General features: G+C 42.3%; 19 protein-coding genes and 3 pseudogenes. 19 read left to right on the top strand and 3 right to left on the bottom strand.

Going from position 1 to position 18,210, the window contains the following annotated elements:
* Positions 1-228: 228 nt before the first annotated feature.
* From RHOM_RS09310 to RHOM_RS09265, 11 genes are all read left to right on the top strand, one after another.
* Positions 229-1,356 carry a CaiB/BaiF CoA transferase family protein gene (locus RHOM_RS09310; RefSeq protein WP_014080053.1) on the top strand — a complete coding sequence of 376 codons (1,128 nt, stop codon included), beginning with the start codon at positions 229-231 and terminating at the stop codon, positions 1,354-1,356.
* A gap of 15 nt (positions 1,357-1,371) precedes the next feature.
* Complete coding sequence (locus RHOM_RS09305) at positions 1,372-2,586, top strand: CaiB/BaiF CoA transferase family protein (RefSeq protein WP_014080052.1); 1,215 nt, start codon at positions 1,372-1,374, stop codon at positions 2,584-2,586.
* Between the two features lie 43 nt (positions 2,587-2,629).
* Positions 2,630-3,256, top strand: coding sequence for an MBL fold metallo-hydrolase (locus tag RHOM_RS09300; RefSeq protein WP_014080051.1), 627 nt, complete (start codon positions 2,630-2,632; stop codon positions 3,254-3,256).
* Between the two features lie 32 nt (positions 3,257-3,288).
* Positions 3,289-4,065: an enoyl-CoA hydratase/isomerase family protein gene (locus RHOM_RS09295; protein WP_014080050.1), complete on the top strand. Its 777-nt coding sequence runs from the start codon at positions 3,289-3,291 to the stop codon at positions 4,063-4,065.
* A gap of 74 nt (positions 4,066-4,139) precedes the next feature.
* Complete coding sequence (locus tag RHOM_RS09290; protein WP_014080049.1) at positions 4,140-5,294, top strand: acyl-CoA dehydrogenase family protein; 1,155 nt, start codon at positions 4,140-4,142, stop codon at positions 5,292-5,294.
* A 26-nt stretch (positions 5,295-5,320) separates the two neighbouring features.
* On the top strand, positions 5,321-6,130 hold the full coding sequence (locus RHOM_RS09285) for an electron transfer flavoprotein subunit beta/FixA family protein (RefSeq protein ID WP_014080048.1): 810 nt from the start codon (positions 5,321-5,323) through the stop codon (positions 6,128-6,130).
* A gap of 14 nt (positions 6,131-6,144) precedes the next feature.
* Positions 6,145-7,158, top strand: a complete 1,014-nt coding sequence (locus RHOM_RS09280; protein WP_014080047.1) for an electron transfer flavoprotein subunit alpha/FixB family protein — start codon at positions 6,145-6,147, stop codon at positions 7,156-7,158.
* A 54-nt stretch (positions 7,159-7,212) separates the two neighbouring features.
* Positions 7,213-8,352 (top strand): acyl-CoA dehydrogenase, encoded by a 1,140-nt coding sequence (locus RHOM_RS09275; RefSeq protein ID WP_014080046.1) that lies wholly within the window; start codon positions 7,213-7,215, stop codon positions 8,350-8,352.
* A 30-nt stretch (positions 8,353-8,382) separates the two neighbouring features.
* Positions 8,383-8,505 carry a hypothetical protein gene (locus tag RHOM_RS18120; protein WP_270853800.1) on the top strand — a complete coding sequence of 41 codons (123 nt, stop codon included), beginning with the start codon at positions 8,383-8,385 and terminating at the stop codon, positions 8,503-8,505.
* Entirely contained in the window at positions 8,502-10,115 is a 1,614-nt protein-coding gene (locus RHOM_RS09270) for a sodium:solute symporter family protein (RefSeq protein ID WP_014080044.1), read from the top strand. The genes RHOM_RS18120 and RHOM_RS09270 overlap by 4 nt, the downstream gene beginning before the upstream one ends.
* 34 nt (positions 10,116-10,149) lie before the next feature.
* Positions 10,150-11,418 carry an MFS transporter gene (locus RHOM_RS09265; RefSeq protein ID WP_014080043.1) on the top strand — a complete coding sequence of 423 codons (1,269 nt, stop codon included), beginning with the start codon at positions 10,150-10,152 and terminating at the stop codon, positions 11,416-11,418.
* A 263-nt stretch (positions 11,419-11,681) separates the two neighbouring features.
* Here the strand turns inward: RHOM_RS09265 and RHOM_RS09260 are convergent, their stop codons facing one another.
* The 3 genes and pseudogenes from RHOM_RS09260 to RHOM_RS09250 form a co-directional block, all read right to left on the bottom strand.
* On the bottom strand, positions 11,682-12,176 hold the full coding sequence (locus tag RHOM_RS09260) for a MarR family winged helix-turn-helix transcriptional regulator (RefSeq protein WP_014080042.1): 495 nt from the start codon (positions 12,174-12,176) through the stop codon (positions 11,682-11,684).
* A 127-nt stretch (positions 12,177-12,303) separates the two neighbouring features.
* Entirely contained in the window at positions 12,304-12,612 is a 309-nt protein-coding gene (locus tag RHOM_RS09255; protein ID WP_014080041.1) for an AzlD domain-containing protein, read from the bottom strand.
* 160 nt (positions 12,613-12,772) lie between these two features.
* A pseudogene (locus tag RHOM_RS09250) lies at positions 12,773-13,123 on the bottom strand (AzlC family ABC transporter permease); the annotation flags it as partial.
* Positions 13,124-13,253: 130 nt separating this feature from the next.
* Between RHOM_RS09250 and RHOM_RS09245 the strand changes: the two are divergent.
* From RHOM_RS09245 to RHOM_RS09215, 8 genes and pseudogenes are all read left to right on the top strand, one after another.
* Positions 13,254-13,703: a cytidylate kinase-like family protein gene (locus RHOM_RS09245; RefSeq protein WP_330364746.1), complete on the top strand. Its 450-nt coding sequence runs from the start codon at positions 13,254-13,256 to the stop codon at positions 13,701-13,703.
* 145 nt (positions 13,704-13,848) lie between these two features.
* Positions 13,849-14,232, top strand: coding sequence for a RidA family protein (locus RHOM_RS09240; RefSeq protein WP_014080038.1), 384 nt, complete (start codon positions 13,849-13,851; stop codon positions 14,230-14,232).
* 13 nt (positions 14,233-14,245) lie between these two features.
* Positions 14,246-15,421, top strand: coding sequence for a MalY/PatB family protein (locus RHOM_RS09235; RefSeq protein WP_014080037.1), 1,176 nt, complete (start codon positions 14,246-14,248; stop codon positions 15,419-15,421).
* A 53-nt stretch (positions 15,422-15,474) separates the two neighbouring features.
* On the top strand, positions 15,475-15,636 hold the full coding sequence (locus tag RHOM_RS17580) for a hypothetical protein (protein ID WP_014080036.1): 162 nt from the start codon (positions 15,475-15,477) through the stop codon (positions 15,634-15,636).
* On the top strand, positions 15,590-16,672 hold the full coding sequence (locus tag RHOM_RS09230) for an amidohydrolase (RefSeq protein WP_081467980.1): 1,083 nt from the start codon (positions 15,590-15,592) through the stop codon (positions 16,670-16,672). Before RHOM_RS17580 ends, RHOM_RS09230 begins: the two co-directional genes overlap by 47 nt.
* 124 nt (positions 16,673-16,796) lie before the next feature.
* Positions 16,797-17,294, top strand: coding sequence for a MarR family winged helix-turn-helix transcriptional regulator (locus tag RHOM_RS16535; protein WP_014080034.1), 498 nt, complete (start codon positions 16,797-16,799; stop codon positions 17,292-17,294).
* A gap of 199 nt (positions 17,295-17,493) precedes the next feature.
* Positions 17,494-17,831 (top strand): annotated as a pseudogene (locus RHOM_RS18415) (IS4 family transposase); the annotation flags it as partial.
* Positions 17,806-18,204 (top strand): annotated as a pseudogene (locus tag RHOM_RS09215) (ATP-binding protein); the annotation flags it as partial. The pseudogenes RHOM_RS18415 and RHOM_RS09215, both read left to right, overlap by 26 nt.
* Positions 18,205-18,210 lie beyond the last annotated feature (6 nt).

Here is an 18,210-nt window from a genome sequence, read left to right as displayed (position 1 = left end):
ATTTAAAACGGGACAAAATGTTAAATTTGTAAGCTTATCTTATTATGAATAAAGCGCGGTGTCAACAATAAAACTGTAAATAATTGAAAAAAATATCGAAAAAAAATAAAAAAAAAGCTTGCAATTTATTCAAAATAACGAAATAATAGAAGTATGATAAAAATAAAACGAAATGTTTGAAACGAAAATGAATTGTTCGGACGTCAAACAAAACAGGAGGAGGTTATCATGAAACCTTTGGAAGCAGTATCGGTATTGGATCTCACTGAGGGAAACCCGTATATCGGAAGCGTGTTTGCAGATTACGGGGCAACAGTACTTAAGGTGGAAAAGCCACAGGGCGGCGATGATATCCGGCGCCGGGGAGGAACACCGGAGGAAGAAGGACCATATGCACAGTACTATCTGCGCGGCAAGAAGAGTATTGCAATTGATTACACAACAGCAGACGGTCAGGAGATCGTAAGAAAGCTTGCAGCAAAATGTGATATGGTAGCGGTAAATAAACAGGAAGATTATATGGAAAGACTCGGATTGGGGTACGAGAACTTAAAAGCAGTGAATCCGAAGCTTATTTACGGAGTGTTAACACCATTTGGTAAAGAAGGACCATGGAAAGATTGTCCTGACTATGACCTGATCGTTATGGCAAAATGCGGACTGCTTGAGAAGACCGGTTTTCCGGAGAGACCGACAAAGTTTGGTTTCCCACTGGCTTACATTTATGCAAGCTGGCATCTCACAGCCGGAATGATGGCTGCATATCTGAAAGCAGAAGAGAGCGGCGAGGGCAGTAAAGTTTCCGTAAGCTCATGGCATACGATGATGGAGCTTGATGATACTTTTGCAGAATGTATGCAGGGACTGAATGTGTTACCTAGACGTCTCGGCAACGGATTCCCGACAACGAACCCGACTGACACATTCCACTGTAAGGACGGCTGGTTCGCTTTAAGTATCGGAAGCGATAAACAGTGGCTTGACTTTGCAAGAGAGGCCGGCAGGGATGACTGGGGAGAGGGAAGCGTATATGCACACGACCCGGATCGTTCCATGAAGCATTACTTCGGAGAACTTGACCAGCAGTTAAAAGACTATTTTGCAACGATCTCAATTGATGAAGCAGATCAGATCTGCCGCAGGGCAATGGTACCTGGCGGACCTTGCAATACAGTAGAAGAGCTGATGAAGGATGAACAGGTTGCAGACCGTGGAATGATGATCACGGTAGGCGGAGAGACACAGATCGGAATTCCGGCGAAGTTCTCCGGTGCGGATGATCTTGATAACATAGAACCTGGTCATGTGCTTGGTGCAGATACGCAGGCAGTTCTGACAGAATACGGTGTAGAATAAGGAGAGTCAAAGGCTATGGGAACAGAGAACAGAAAGGGACCATTGAAAGATGTAAAAGTGCTTGATTTTACGATTGCACTTGCAGGTGTATATGTGGCATGGCAGTTTGCAGATATGGGAGCTGAAGTCTGGAAAGTAGAGCGCTACGGCAGCGGCGACCAGGCAAGAACATGGGATCCATTCGTAAACGGATTAAGTACTCTTTATACAGCATATAATAAGAATAAGCAGAGCATTGAGCTGGATCTGTCTTCTCAGGAAGGCAAACAGGTCATCTACGATATGGTAAAGGAAGCAGATGTCGTACTTGAAAACTTCAAGAGCGGTTCCATTGACAGACTGGGACTTGGATACGAAGAACTGAAAAAGATCAATCCAAAGATCGTGTTCGTATCACTGAGCGGATTCGGAGCGACAGGACCTCTGAAAAAATATCCATGTTATGATGCAATCGCAGCAGCCCGCGGCGGATTTGCAGGAAGCAACGGAGAACCGGACGGTGCACCAATGAAAGCAGGAAATGCAAATTGTGATACCTTAACCGGAACACACGCATTAAACGCAGCGCTGATCGGCCTGATCCAGGCACGTAAGACAGGAGAGGGATGCAGAGTTGATATCGGTATGATGGATACGGTAATGATCTCCTGTGGTGAGACTGTTGTCGATTACGGAAAAGGAACTTATACACAGTCAAGATTCGGTAATCATGACCGCTTCACCGCACCATACGGAATTTTCGAAGCAAGAGACGGCTGGGCAGTTATCATTGCAGACAGCGAGGAACGCTGGGCAAAGATGTGTGATGCATTAGATGCCGGACACTTAAAAGACGATCCAAGATTTGCAGATAACGCGGCAAGAATCGCAAACAGGGACAGCCTGGTAGAAGAACTTGAAAAAGTAACCGTTACTTATAAACGGAGCGAGATAGAAAAACGCCTGACAGAAGCCGGGGTACCGGCATCTGAAGTACTTCCTTTTATTGAAGCATATACTTCAGAACATGCAAATTCAACAGAGACGACAACACTTGTTGATCAGGAAAAGATTGGACAGATGAGATTCTATAACAATCCGATCCGGTTCAACGACGAGTTATGCCCGATCTGGAGAGGAGCACCACTTCTTGGCGAAGACAGCAGAGAGATTCTTGCAGGACTTGGATACAGCGAAGAAAAGATTGACCAGCTCTTTGCAGACGGTGTTGTCGGAAGCAGCATGATTTAATCTTGGATCACAGATAGAATACAGGTTTTGCGTAGGAGGAAAGATGCAGATAATCAGAGTCCCGGTAGGGGCATTTATCACAAACTGTTATATTGCAGAAGGACAGGAACCGGGAAGAGGATTTCTCGTTGATCCTGCAGATAATCCGAAAAAGCTGATCTCCATCCTGGAGGAAAAGCAGATCTGTCCGGAAGCAATTCTTCTGACACATGGTCATTACGATCATATTCTTGCGGTACCGAAGCTGCAGGAACGATGGAAAGAGATTCCGGTGTATTGCAATGCAAAGGATATTCCGGAGAGTCTTACGGAGTATGATATGGGACAGCAGTTCCCGACAGTCAGGGCATTTAAGAATGTGAAGACGATCGAAGATGGACAGGAGCTGGTGATCGCAGGAACAGAGATCACTGTGATGGAAACACCGGGACATACGCCGGGATCCGTTCTGTTTCTGACAAAGGATGCAATCTTTACCGGAGATACGATTTTCCAGGGAAGTATCGGAAGAACGGACTTTGAAGGTGGAAATGAGCGCCAGATGATGCAGAGCCTGAGAAAAATTAATCATCTTGCCATAGAGGACATTACCCTATGTCCCGGACATGGCGACACAACCACATTGAAGTGGGAAAGAGCACATAACAGCTATCTGAAGATGTGCAGATAGCTGTAAATGATAGAAAAAATGAGGTGACAATTATGGGGGAAACAAAGAAAGTACTTACTGAACTGAAAAATGGCGTATTGATCGTAACAATCAACCGTGAAGAGCGCCGCAATGCAATCGACCCGGAAACATCCGCAATGATGGAACAGATCTTAAACGATGCTGAACAGAATCCGGAAGTTGGCGCGATCATTATCACAGGAACAGGCGACAGAAGCTTCTGTTCCGGAGAAGATTTAGCAGCTTATGATGAAAACGGAACCTGTCAGACAATTATGGCACATGGATTTGCAGGAATCACAGAACGTCTTTCCGCAAAACCGATCATCTGTGCAGCAAACGGAACTGCAGTAGCAGGAGGTCTTGAGATCGCACTTGCATGTGACATTATCGTTGCATCTGAGAATGCAAGATTCGGACTTTCTGAAGTAAAAGTCGGATTCCTGGCAACAAGCGGAGGACTGATCCGTTTACCAAACATCATTCCTAAGAAGATCGCATCTGAGATGGTTCTGACAGGAAAACTGATCGATGCACAGCGTGCTTACGAGGTAGGTCTTGTTAACTATGTTGTTCCAAGAGAACAGGTTATGGACAAAGCAATGGAATTAGCAGAGATCATCGCTGCAAACGCACCGATCTCATTAAAACTCAGCAAAGAGATTTTCCATGTAGCAACACAGTGCTCTTTCGAAGATGCACAGAGATATTGCAATCGCTGCTGGGATTACATCGAGAAAACAGAAGATGCAGTAGAAGGACCAAAAGCGTTCTTAGAGAAACGCAAACCGGACTGGAAAGGCAGATAATAACAAGTGTTTGGCATGGAATGAAAAAAGAAACCATGTAAAATATAATTAAGAAAAATAATGGAGGAAATAATATGGATTTCAGAATTACAGAAGAACAGGAATTAATGGTACAGGCAATCGAAGAGGCTATGACAAGAGAAAATCTTGAGCCTTACTTCCAGGACTGTGACAAAAACCACACACATCCAGAGAAATGGTGGGAAATCTTAAAAGAGCTCGGATGCTTTAGTATGTTCTTACCAGAAGAAGCTGAAGGAGAAGACGGAGAACCAGGTGGCGGCGAAGGCGCAGTTACAATGTTCCTCGTAATGGAAGCTTTAGGACGCTGTGGCGCACCAATCTACCTTTTCTGGGATCATGTAAAAGCTGATGCACTTTTAGAGAATGGAACAAAAGAGCAGATCGATAAATTCATGCCTTTATTCTTCAAAGGAAACGGAGCATTCGCACAGGGATTCTCAGAACCAACTGCAGGTACTGAATTATCCAGCAATACAATCCTTACAACTTATACACGTCGTAACGGAAAAGTATACATCAATGGACACAAACATTTCATTTCCGGAGCACAGGACAATGATTACTGTCTGACACTTGCTAAAAACAGCGAGAATCCAGAACAGCTTACATTATGGTTTGTTCCTACAAACGTTCCAGGCTGCAAGAAAGAGCCAATGGAAAAAATGGGATTAAACATGGAAAACGTAAACGACATCTGGTTTGATGATGTTGAGATCGAAGAAAGCGATATGTTCAGCTTCGAAGGAAACGGATTAATGGCAACATCCAAAGGTTTTGATTACGAGCGTCTGATCGATGCATTCAACGCATATGGACAGGCATTATGTGCATACGAAGATGCATGCAGATACGCAAACCAGAGAATCGTAAAAGGTCAGGAGATCGGACGTTTACAGCTGATCCAGAACCATATCATGGAAATGACCATGAAGATCGAAGCTATGAGAAATATGCTTCTTCACTACGCATGGAACAAAGATAACAACTGCCTGACAAGAGCAGAGGCATCTATTGCAAAACAGTTCTGTTCTGAATCTGCAAATGATATCGCTGACCATGCACTCCAGGTAATGGGCGGAATCGGATACTGCGGAAGCCGCGTAAGCCGTATTTATAGAGACTTAAGAATCACACGTATTTCCGGTGGAACAGGTGAGATTCAGACAGTTATTGCAAGCCGTCAGGTATTAAAGAAATATAAATAAAGAGAGAGGAATGGAGGATATTTGCAATGAAGAATATTCTTGTCTGCATTAAGCAGGTACCGGATACGACAGAAATCCGTATCGATCCGGTAAAGAAAACACTGATTCGCGAAGGAGTACCAAGTATTGTCAATCCATTTGATGCATACGCATTGGAACTCGCAGCAAGAATCAAAGATAAAGAACCAGGTACGAAAATTACATTAGTATCTATGGGACCACCACAGGCAGAGAATGCTTTAAGAGAGTGTCTTGCTGTAGGCGGAGACAAAGCATACCTTGTCAGCGGAAGAGAATTTGGAGGAAGTGATACACTTGCAACAAGTTACATTCTTTCCTGCGCAATTAAGAAATTAGAAGAATTAGAAGGAAAATTCGACATCATCTTCTGTGGAAAACAGGCAATTGATGGTGATACAGCACAGGTTGGACCTGAAATCGCTGAGCATATCGGACTTCCACAGGTAACATATGCGATCGAAGCAGAAGCTGAGGAAGACAGACTTGTGATCAAGAAAGAAGTAGAAGCCGGATTTGAAAAGGTTGCAGTTTCTTACCCATGTCTGATCACCGTAACAAAACCATCCTTCGATCCTAGATTCCCTACCATCAAATCCAAGATGGCTGCAAAGAAAGCAGAGATCAATGTTCTCGCCTATGCAGACTTAGAAGCTGGTATGGATAATGAGAGAATCGGATTAAAAGGTTCTCCAACAAAGGTTAAGAAAACATTTACCCCAGAAGTAAAAACTTCAGGTGTGAAGATCAATGAACCGACATCAGAAGAAGGCGCAGAAAAATTATTTGCCATTCTCTGCGAAGATAAAGTATTTTAAGGAGGTGAAAAGAGATGGCGGTAGAAAAGACAAAGGATCTTTGGGTCTTTATCGAAACAGAGGATGAAGGTACTGCGAAAAGCGTAGGACTTGAGTTACTCGTTCCAGGTAGAAGACTTGCAGATAAACAGAACGGAAAACTTGTTGCAGTAATTTTAGGAAGCAATGTTGCACCAGCACTCGAAGCTGTAAAAGCACACGGCGCTGACGAAGCAATCGTTGTGGATCAGCCTGAATTAAAGCACTATAACACAGATGCTTATGCAAAAGTTCTTTGCGAACTGATCGAAAAATACGGACCATCCGTAATGCTGATCGGTGCTACAAATAACGGAAGAGACATCGGACCTCGTATTTCCTGCAGACTTGGAACTGGTTTAACAGCAGACTGTACAGCATTAGATATTGATGATGAGACAGGCAACATGGCATGGACAAGACCTGCATTCGGTGGAAACCTGATGGCAACAATTATGTGTCCTGACCACAGACCACAGCTTGGAACAGTCAGACCTGGCGTATTCAAGAAGAGTGAACCAGGTGAAGTAAAAGACATTCCGGTGATCAAAGAAAAAGTTGAGATCACAGATGCAGAAAAACGTGTAGAGTTACTCGAAGTGATCAATGAGATGGCAGGGGAACTCGTTGATCTGGAAAACGCAGAAATCATCGTTTCCGGTGGACGTGGAGTAGGCGGACCAGAAGGTTTTGCACCTGTAAGAGAGCTTGCAGAAGTATTAGGTGCTACAGTAGGAGCATCCAGAGCAGCTGTTGATGCAGGATGGATCCCACATGCACACCAGGTAGGCCAGACTGGTAAAACAGTTGGACCAAAGATCTACATTGCCTGCGGAATTTCCGGAGCAATTCAGCATCTTGCCGGTATGAGCAGCTCTGACGTGATCATTGCAATCAACAAAGATCCAGATGCACCAATTTTCAATGTGGCTGATTACGGTCTTGTTGGAGACCTGAAAGTAGTTCTGCCAATTCTGACAGAAAAGATCAGAAAATACAAAGGGTTATAAGAAGTAGCCAGAGGTTTTTTGATTAAAAAAGTAAGAGAAGAGAGGTAAAACACTATGGAATTTAAATTAAATGAAGACCAGCAGTTAATGAAAGACATGTTCGTTGAATTTACAGAGCAGTTTGTCAAACCAATCGCTGCAGAGTTAGATGAGCAGGAGCGCTTCCCGGAAGAACTGATTCCACAGCTTGGAGAAACAGGACTTCTCGGAATCCCGGTCGCTGAAGAGTACGGCGGAGCAGGTGCAGACAATATGTCTTACGTTCTTGCAGTAGAAGAAGTTTCTAAAGCATGCGCAAGCACAGGTGTTACAATTTCAGCTCATACATCTTTATGCTGCTGGCCAATCGAAGCATTCGGAACAGAAGAACAGAAACAGAAATACCTTCCAGATCTTGCATCTGGTGAAAAACTTGGTGCTTTCGGTCTTACTGAGCCGGGCGCTGGATCTGACGCTGCTGGACAGAGAACAGTTGCAGAAGACAAAGGCGATCACTACTTATTAAACGGAAGCAAGATCTTCATCACAAACGGTGAAGTTGCTGATGTTTACGTTGTATTTGCAATGACAAACAAAGAACTTGGAAACAAAGGAATCAGTGCTTTCATCGTAGAAAAAGGATGGGAAGGATTCAGCTTTGGAAGTCATGAGAAGAAAATGGGTATCCGTGGATCTTCTACATGCGAGCTGATTTTCGAAAACGTAAAAGTTCCGAAGGAAAACCTTTTGGGAGAAGTTAACAAAGGATTCAAGATTGCTATGGCAACTCTTGATGGCGGACGTATCGGTATCGCTGCACAGGCACTTGGTATTGCTGAAGGCGCATTAGACGCAGCTGTAGAATATGTTAAGACAAGAGAACAGTTTGGACGTCCTATCGCAGCATTCCAGAATACAAAATTCACACTTGCTGATATGAAGACAAGAGTAGAAGCTGCTAGATACCTTGTATATAGCGCTGCTTGTGCAAAAGATAACGGCGAACCATACTCTGACAAAGCTGCTATGGCTAAATTATTCGCTTCTGAAACAGCAAGAGAAGTTACCTGGAGAGCAGTACAGTTATTCGGTGGATATGGATATACAAGAGATTATCCAGTAGAAAGAATGATGCGTGACGCTAAGATCACAGAAATCTATGAAGGCACTTCTGAGATCCAGAAGATGGTAATTGCAGGAAATTTGCTGAAATAGTTTCTGGAGACAGAAATGGAGGATGATACGATGGGAGAAATACTATTTTCAGTCGTAGTTGGAGGCTGTCTGATCGCTTCAGGAATCCTTATGATTTTCGTCCTTGGGAAAGAGGAAAAAAAGGTTAGAAAAGATAAGGAGGATGTTGCATGAATATATTCTTTATAGGAGTGGTTGTCAGCATACTGGTTTACATAGTGGTTGGAATCTGGGCAGGTCGTTCTGTAAAGGACGTAAATGACTATTATGTCAGTGGAAGAAATGCCCCGACGATTTTGATCGCCGGAACCCTGTTTGCATCGATGCTTTCGGTAAACGGGTTCATGGGAGACCAGGGATGGTGCTATTCCGGCAACATTACAACACTGGTATTGCTAAATTCCATGTGTGCAATGGGTTATATTGCCGGACCACTTATGTTCGGACGATATTTAAGGCGGTCAGAATGTACAACAATGCCGGAATATTTCGGAGCGCGTTACTGCGATCTGAAAAACCGGAGAGTTGCCGGAATTATTACAGCAGTTTCCCTCACAGCGTATTTGCTCTCATGTATCACCGGAGTTGGAATTTTAATGCAGGAACTGACAGGGCTTTCTTATGAGCTCTGTCTCTTCCTGGCATGGTTTTGTTTTACCGCTTTTACTTTTTATTCCGGTTCGAAAGGAGTTATTCTTACGGATACGATGATGTTCATGGTATTTTTAATAGCGACGATCATTGCCGGTCCTTATGTTTTCAAGGCACAGGGTGGAATTGGTCATCTGCTGGAGAATCTCATGAATAATCCAAACATTCCGGAGAACCTTTTGGATTATCATGGCAATATTCCAGGAGCCGGGGCAACAGATGTTTTTGGTGCAGTGATGTATGCAGTGACGATGGGAATTATCTGGTTTATTACAGTGTCGGTATCGCCTTGGCAGGCAGGACGTAACATGATGGCAAAGAGCGAGCATGTTACATTCCGCGCAGGTGCGATCGCAGCGGCATGTACGGTGATTTTCCTGATGTATTTGAATCTGCAGTCTGTGACCGTACTGAATCTTAACCCTGGAATGGAAGATCCGCAGAGAGTTCTGATCTGGGCAGCATTTCATGTAATGCCGAAGTTCGTCGGAACATTGATGCTTGCCGGCATTATGGCAGCAGGATTATCTTCTGCATCCACATTCCTGTCGGTCATTGGATTTTCTATTACATCGGATATTGTTTTTGTGGAATTTAAAAGTGAAAAGCAGCAGTTATTTGTCAGCAGAGTGATAATGCTGATCCTCGGTGCGATTTCCTTACTGTTAGCATATACAGGAATCGGAAGTGTCCGCATCGTTACTTATTTTGCATCTACGATCATCGCAGCAAGCTGGGGCGTTTCCGCCATCGGAAGTGTGGTAAGTAAAAAGCTTTCCGCTACCGGAGCGAGATGGTCTATGATCGCCGGATTTGTTGGATTCATTGTTACAAAATGTCTGGTTGGATTTCATGTAGGATTATTTGCAACTGTATTTATTAACTTTTTAGACCCATTCTTTATTGGAATTTACCTGAGCCTCTTTTTTGCGATACTCGGATCAAAATTACATCCGGTGACAGAGGAGGAAAAAGCATATCGGGAAAAACTTCTGATATTACCGGAGTCTGAAAAGGTAATAAAAGATTACAAGATCGACAAAGTATTTGGATATCTTCTGATCGCAGCAGGAATTGCAGTGACACTCTTCCTTTTATTCGGCTGGGCGCTGCCATATAACGGAATCATATAAAATAATGATAGAGAAAACGTGGAGGGGAAACGTTATGACACAAAAATCAAAAAGCAGTAAAGTAGTTACTCTGATTCTTATGATCCTGGCAATGAATACCATTTATATGTTGCCATACCTGATGTATACATACTATACACCATTACAGGAGGCTATGGGTCTTATTGGAAGAGATGCTGACTATGGTAGATTATTAAACGTATATGGTATTGCAAACGTTATTTTATACCTGCCAGGTGGATGGGTAGCAGATAAATTTGACTGCAAGAAGTTACTTGTATTTTCCATGGTTTCAACAGGTGTTCTTGGTCTCTGGGAAGCAACATTCCCAAGCTACACAATCCTGTTACTGATCCATATATTATTTGCAGTAACAACCGTACTTACATTCTGGTCTTCTTCTGTAAAATGTGTCAACATGCTCGCTGATGAGGGAGAACAGGGTGGTATGTTCGGAAGCCTGGAAGCAGGACGTGGTGTTTCAGGTCTGGTTCTTACTATTATCTTTACATCTATTTATGCAGTAAATGCAGCTGACAGCACAAAGGCAATGAGATTAAATGTGTCAATTATCTCAGTTGTTATGATCGTGATCGGTATTCTTTTAGCAGTTTTAATGCCGAAGCCAAAGAATACAGAAAATGCAACAAATGCTACATTACTTGACAGTATCAAAGCGATGGGTGTTGCATTCAAGTGTCCAGTTACTTATCTGTTAGCAGGTATGATCTTCTGTGGATCTATGTGTCTTGCATCTACAACTTATTTTGCACCATACTTACAGAACATTTGTGGATTACCGGTAAAAATCGGTGTTTTATATTCAAACTACAGCAAGATCGTTACACAGTTAATCGCTGCATCTGCAGCTGGTATTTTAGCAACTAAATTAAAACGTTCCACAAAACCTATGATCGTAGCCGGTGTTGTTGGAGCAGGTTTATATATTGTTATGGAAATCTTACCAGCATCTACAGCAGTTATGTGGCCAATGCTTGTTGTAATGACAGTTGCTCTTATGATGATCTATGTATTCCGTGCTCTGTATTACGCAACAGTAGATGAGGAAGGAACACCTAAGAACATCGTTGGTAGTGTTATCGGTATCTCATCCTTAATCGGATTCATTCCGGATACATTCTACACATCATTATGTGGTAAATGGCTGGAAGCTGATCCTGTAGGTGGATACAAAAAGATCTTCTTAAGCTGTATTTTGGCTATGGTAATTGGTCTTGTTTGTGCATTTATTTCCGATAGAAGAATCGTAAAATTCCGCGCAGCAAACAACAAAGAAGCTTAATTAATAAGAAAAAGATTAGTGTGTTGAAAGAATAATTCAAGCGTTGATACGTTGAATAAAAAAAGACAGAGTGTCCTAAAATTGGATACTCTGTCTTTTTTCATGATTCGGATATGGAGGGTCAAAACGTTTGTTTTATAAACTTAAATGCAAACGTTTTGACACCCTACTCTGATTCGGTAAATAAATGTCAGAAAAAACTTCCTGTTTTTGGGGAGAAAAAAGAGAGATATAAAAACCTTGTGTTTTTAAATATCTCTCTGCTAGGATTCTTCATCAAAAGCTTTTGACAATAATTTAACATATTCATGTAAGACTTTACAAAAAGAATTCATTTCACTGATAGAGCAGACCTTTAATAGTTCTGACTGTATCTCTGTTGTTTTTTTTGTGACAAAAGCGATATAAAGGGTATTCAGACGTTCACCGTCCGGAGTAGTGTATAGATGCACTACTTTTGCATTACCGGGACGCTTTTCGCGGTAAATGTAGCCACCTTTTTCTAGGTTGGAAACAATGGATGAAATAGTTCCTTTTGTCCGATGTTGTTTTTGGGATAAATCACTTACGGTAATCCCTGGATTTTGTTCAATCGTAGATAAGATAGCGACTTCGACAGATTTGATCGGACGATCATTACCGTAGTCACGAGTTCCATTTTGCATATCTGTGAACAGCATAGCGAACATGGAAAGATCACTGGCATAGGCGATGAGATTCGTACTATCCTTATCCCCTGTATTGTAATATTGTACCATGTATGCGGTACCTCCTTGAATGATTGCATATCAGAATAATAATGATATATATATGTAATATATCATGAGAAAATAGGAATGACAAGGAAAAACGGGGAAAAACAGGGAAAAGGACAGAAAAACATTTCTATACAAGAATTAATTCCAGGATCAATACAACCGTACAGCAGCCGACAGATACTTGAAACAGACTTGCGCCAAACCATGCACCGATCATCCCAAAAACGAGTGCGATAGCACCTGCAACAGGACTTTGTGTTGCTTCGATGATCGCAGGAAAAGTCATGACGGATAACGTAATATATGGAACATAATATAAGAAAGACTGGATAAATTGATTTTTGATCGGTTTTCGGATAAGAGTCAGAGGAAGCACACGGGTCGTGTAAGATACAAGTGCCATGACAGCAATATAAAAATAAGGGTTGTGTGTCATAAAAAAACTCCTTTCGATAGTGAAGACAGAGTGAAATATATGTAATGTTTCAATTTAGGTAGTTGCATTTTTATCTTTTTCCGGGGTGACCGGGAATAGGATCGCAGCAGCAGAAGACAGGATCACCGTCAAAAGAATGGTCCTTGTTCCACTTGAAAGAGAACGGGTTCAGATAGCCGGGGCGTGCAATTGTGATCCCAAACAGCTTGTCGGTCACATCATAGGCGATAAAAAGCCGATGGATAAAAGGGGTGTCTTCCGAGAAGCGTTGTGCAAGTGCACAGCTCATCAAAAGATAACGGGCATTGGAGATTAGCGTGATGATCGCAACTTCAAGATAAGTGGCATTTGCTGCGATCAGTGTAAAAGCAGCATATTCACCTGCTGAGGCGTTATTGAGGAGGCTGGCAAGAAATCCCTGTAAAGGATTCAGACCGGCATTCCTTGTGGCGATTCCAAGAGAAAAGGATACCGCAAAATAACCGAGTGCGATCGGAAATCCGTCCCGCATTCCTTCGGTGAAAACTTTCCGGCTGAAAGTATAGACCGGATGTTGGCTTGTTTTGAATGTCTGTATATTGTGATTCATAAAAATTCTCTTTTCATCAGGTTGTTAATATCAAATTAACTATGTGGAAGAGATGATGGGGAAATTTGAAAAAGATACCGGAACAGGCAGATTTTTCAAAGATTTTAAGAAATATCATGGGCTTCCGGTTCAGGATGCCATTTTCTTTAACCAGAGTGATCTGATCTGTGATATGGCAAAGCACGAGGACTTTATTGTTATGGGAAGATGTGCGGACGTTGTACTCACGAATCATCATATCCCACATATCAGTATTTTCATCACAGCATCGTTTGATCAGAGTGTACGCCGTATGATGGAAATAAACAGCTTAAACTACAAGCAAGCGGAACACCTGTTAAAGAAGTTAGATAAACGCCATGAACGTTATTATCATGCATACACCGGTAAAAAATGGGGTGATGCGGTCAACTATGATCTGTGTATTGACAGTGCAAGTTACGGAATCAAGGAATCGGTTGAGCTGATCGAGCGTATGATCAATAAGTATCCGAATAGTTAAAAAATAATTTCATATATGTAAACACATTGCACAAAAAGTAGTGTTTTTTTTCTACACTTTAGACTCTAAAATATATTGACTTTAGTTTCTAAAACGAGTATGCTTTTATTAAGATAAAAAATATTTCATTTAAGGAGAAAAAAGTATGGCAAACAAAGAAATCAAAACAGAGCAGGCACCGGCAGCAATTGGTCCATATTCACAGGGGATTTCAGCTGAAAACATCGCATTTGTATCAGGACAGCTCCCAATCGATCCTGCAACAGGAGAGTTTGCAGGTAACGACATTGCAAGCCAGACACGTCAGTCCCTGAAAAATGTGCAGGCAATTTTAGCAGAGAATGGTATGACGATGGCAGATGTGACAAAGACAACAGTACTTCTTGCTGATATCGCAGAATTTGCGGAAATGAATCAGGTTTATGCAGAATTTTTTGCAGAACCATTTCCAGCACGTGCAGCATTTGAAGTAGCAGCTTTACCAAAAAATGCGAAAGTTGAGATTGAGGCAATTGCAGTAAAAAGATAAGAGGAAAATGAAGATGAGCGTAGATTTTAACCGTGAGGTCGATCGTAGAAGTACAAGTGATGTGAAATGGCGCCCGGAAGGATTAAAGGGGTATCTTCCGATAGAAGTTTCGGAAAATGAGATCCCGATGTGGATCGCAGACATGGATTTTGCATGCCCGGAGTGCATCGTAAGAGCCATCAAAGAAAGAGCCGATAAAGAGATTTTTGGTTATTGCTCTTATAAGCAAGAGTATTATGATGCATTAACCTGGTGGTTTGATAAGCGATTTGGAATGAAGATCCATACGGACCTTGTTTCCATGATGCCGACCGTTGTCAGTGCGATCAATGTTGCAATCCGTGCATTCAGTAATCCGGGAGATAAAGTTATTATTCAGCAACCTGTATACGATCCATTTGCAGAACTGATCAAGAAAACAGGAAGAGTAATGGTGAACAATGGCCTGATCTGTAATGATGGACTATATGAGATGGATTTCCCACTGCTTGAAGAACAGGCAGCAGATCCGGATGCGAAGATTATGATTTTATGTAGCCCACATAATCCGGTGGGAAGAGTCTGGACAAAAGAGGAACTTGCCCGTGTCGGTGAGATCTGTAAAAAGAACAATGTCCTTGTGATCGCGGATGAAATCCACAGTGATCTTGTATATGCAGGATATGTTCACACACCGTTTGCGCTGGCAAGTGATGCACCGCATCTGTTGTGCACATCTCTTGGAAAAACCTTTAATGTAGCAGGACTTCGCCTTGCGAATATTTTCAGCTCTTCAGCAGAACTGAAAAAACAGTATGATCAGGAGATTGATGCTTATTCATACAGCGCATCCAATACGTTTGGTTTGGAGATGGTACAGGCGGCATATTCACCGGAAGGAGAGGCATGGCTGGAAGAATTATTAGTTTACCTTCAGGGAAATGTGGAGGTTGTTTCAGAGTGGTGTCAAAAGCATAATGTAGGATTTACAGCACCGCAGGGTACATTTTTATGCTGGCTGGATCTTGGCAGTGCCGGACTGACAGACGAAGAGATTATTAAGAAGATTATTATGGGAAAAGAAGTGATCTGTGTACCGGGACCATGGTTTGGCAAAGGCGGCGAAGGTCATTTAAGGCTGAATATTGGCTGTACAAGAAAAACGCTGGTAGAGGCTCTGGATCGGATCGCTTCTGTATTAAATAACTAATTTCAGAAAAGCACATAAATGCAGCTTTGTAGAACAAAAGGAGGAGGGTTTTTATGCTGACGAATGAAATAATCCGCCTGCAGGCAGAAGCACAGCAGGATTATGTGATTGAAAGCCGACGTACCATTCATCGTTTTGCTGAAGTAAGCGGTAAGGAATTCAAGACAAGTGCTTTTATTGAAGAAGAGATTAAAAAAAGCCGGTCTGCCTTATGAAAAAGCCGGTGATACCGGTTGGATCGCAATTCTTGACACAGGGAAGCCAGGATCACGTATTGCGCTCCGGGCAGATATTGATGCGCTTCTGGTACCGGAGGAGCCAAATAACCTTGCAGGTCCTCGTGTTGTAGTGTCCGATGACCCACATACGAGTCATGCATGTGGTCATGATGCCCATACAGCAATGTTATTAGGAGCTATGCGTGTTCTTGCAGAGCAACGTGATAATCTGACAGGCGTGATCTATTTCTGCTTTGAAGAAGGAGAAGAGGATGGCAGAGGAATATTGGCTATGTTAAATCAACTCAGCGCCCATGGTGTGGACGTTTGCTGGGGAATCCATGTTTATGCAGGACTTGAATCCGGAAAGATTTGTGTTAGTGCCGGTCCACGAATGGCTGGTGCTGCGGGAGTCGGCATTAAGGTTATCGGCAGAGGGGGACATGGCTCCAGACCGGATATGTCGGTAAATCCTGTATTTTGTGCAGCCTCTATTCTGACCAATACAGCGACGGCCTGGGTCAATCAGATTACTGCCGGAAGAACGGTTACGTTAGGTGTGACCAGTATCCAGGGTGGTGAAGCACCAAATGTCATCCCGGACACAGCGGATATACTTGGTTCCCTGCGTTTCTTCAATGATGAAGAAGGAGAAAAAGCTGTCCGAATCTTTAAGAATGTAGCAGAGCATACGGCCGCAATGAATAATTGTCAGGTACAATTTGATGATCGTTTCTGTGTTTTATGTGCGCCAGTGATCAACGATGAGTATTATTCAAATCTTATTTCCACTGCATTGCCGGAGGTACTTCCGGAGAACGTAACGGTTTCCTCTTGTGAGCCATGGTATGCATCGGAGTCATTCTCCTGCTATCGAAGAATTTGTCCGAGTGTACTGGCACACCTTGGAATTAATAATCCGTCCTACGGTTCGGGTGCAGCACATCATAATGGTTTCTTTGATGTGGATGAAGGAGTATTATCTACCGGTGTGATCTCTACACTGAAGTTTGTTGCAATGCTGCAAAAATAAAAAATCATACGCAGCAAAATAGCAAGTGCTTTACTGCTGAATGAACATTAACTTACTGCCGTAAAATGTTTCCTTGCAATTTTTGGAATTGTCTGCAATAATTCTATATGCGGAGGGGATAGAGATGAAGGAACAGCGTATCAAATTAATCGGAAAGTTATTACATCAGCAGGGAAATACAGCAAGAGCTTTTGTACAGTATATGGATTCAGACCGTGAGTATACGGCAGGTGATAAACTCTACATGAGAGAGGCACACTTTGTGATCGCGATCGGTCCCGGTGAAGGACGTACTATGTCTGAGATTGCCAGAGAGATGAATGTTACACAGGGGGCAGTTTCGCAGATCGCATCACGTCTGGAGAAGAAAGGATACGTCTGTCGCAGGAAGAATGAAGAAAACAAACGGCAGATCATTGCGTTTCTGACTGAAAAGGGAGAGCAGTTTTACACAGAGCACCAGCGATACGACGAAAGTATGCACAGGCAGATGGATGAGATCGCCCTGAACAGGTTCAATGAGGAAGAACTACAGTGCATCTTTGAATATGAACAGATCATGGAAATGTTGCTGAAAGAAGAAGCGCTTACGCGGCATTTGACAGAGAAAAGTAAAAATTAAAAATTTTGAAGAAAACGAAAAAGAGCCGGATATCTGAATTTTGAGATTTAATCTCATAGGATATGGAAGGCTCTTTTTTTATGAAAGGATTCGGGTGTCAAAAGATTTGCATTTAAGTTTATACTGGCAGATTGCACAAAAAATATTCCAAGTTTCATTGTGCAAAACATTCCGCTAAGCAACTCAAAATGATAAGCAGATTTCAAAATCTATCAAAAGATTTTTACGAGATTTCATGTTTCTTCAGCTTTGAAAGCGTCCAATGCCTACAAAAAGAAAGGCGTTCCAGTAATGGAAATTTTCCAGTATCTGTTTCTGCTGATTTTTTCTAACAGAAGCATGTACATGAACCTGATCACACGACGGAACACTCCTGATTTTGCGAAGGATACTGTATATCGTTTTATGAAAATGATTCAGATTAACTGGATCCGTTTCACAACAATACTTTCAACCCGAATCATCAAGGATGCCATTCTTCCTTTGAATTCTGAGGATCGTGCAAATGTTCTTATCATTGATGATTGCCAGACTGAACTTCAGACAGCAGGAGCCGACTCATATTATGGAGAACATTGTTTATAATGAGCTGCTTGTGCGTGGTTACAATGTGGATGTCGGTATTGTGGATGTATTTGCAAAGAATAGTGAGGGAAAGAGGGTTCATAAGCAGTTAGAGGTTGATTTTGTAGTGAACCAGGGGAGTCAGAGATATTATATTCAGGTAGCTTATGATATGACTTCTGAGGAGAAGCAGACACAGGAACTTAATTCACTCCGTAATATTCCGGATTCATTTAAGAAGATTATTATAGTAAATGGAACAAAAAAGCCTTGGAGAAATGAGGAAGGATTTGTAATCATGGGCATGAAATATTTTCTGCTTAATGCAGATAGCTTGGGGTTTTAGTTTGGA

Source organism: Roseburia hominis A2-183, from assembly GCF_000225345.1.
GTDB classification, from domain to species: Bacteria; Bacillota; Clostridia; order Lachnospirales; family Lachnospiraceae; genus Roseburia; species Roseburia hominis.
Note: the sequence above shows the minus strand (reverse complement) of the source record. Positions and strands in the feature narration are given on the sequence as shown.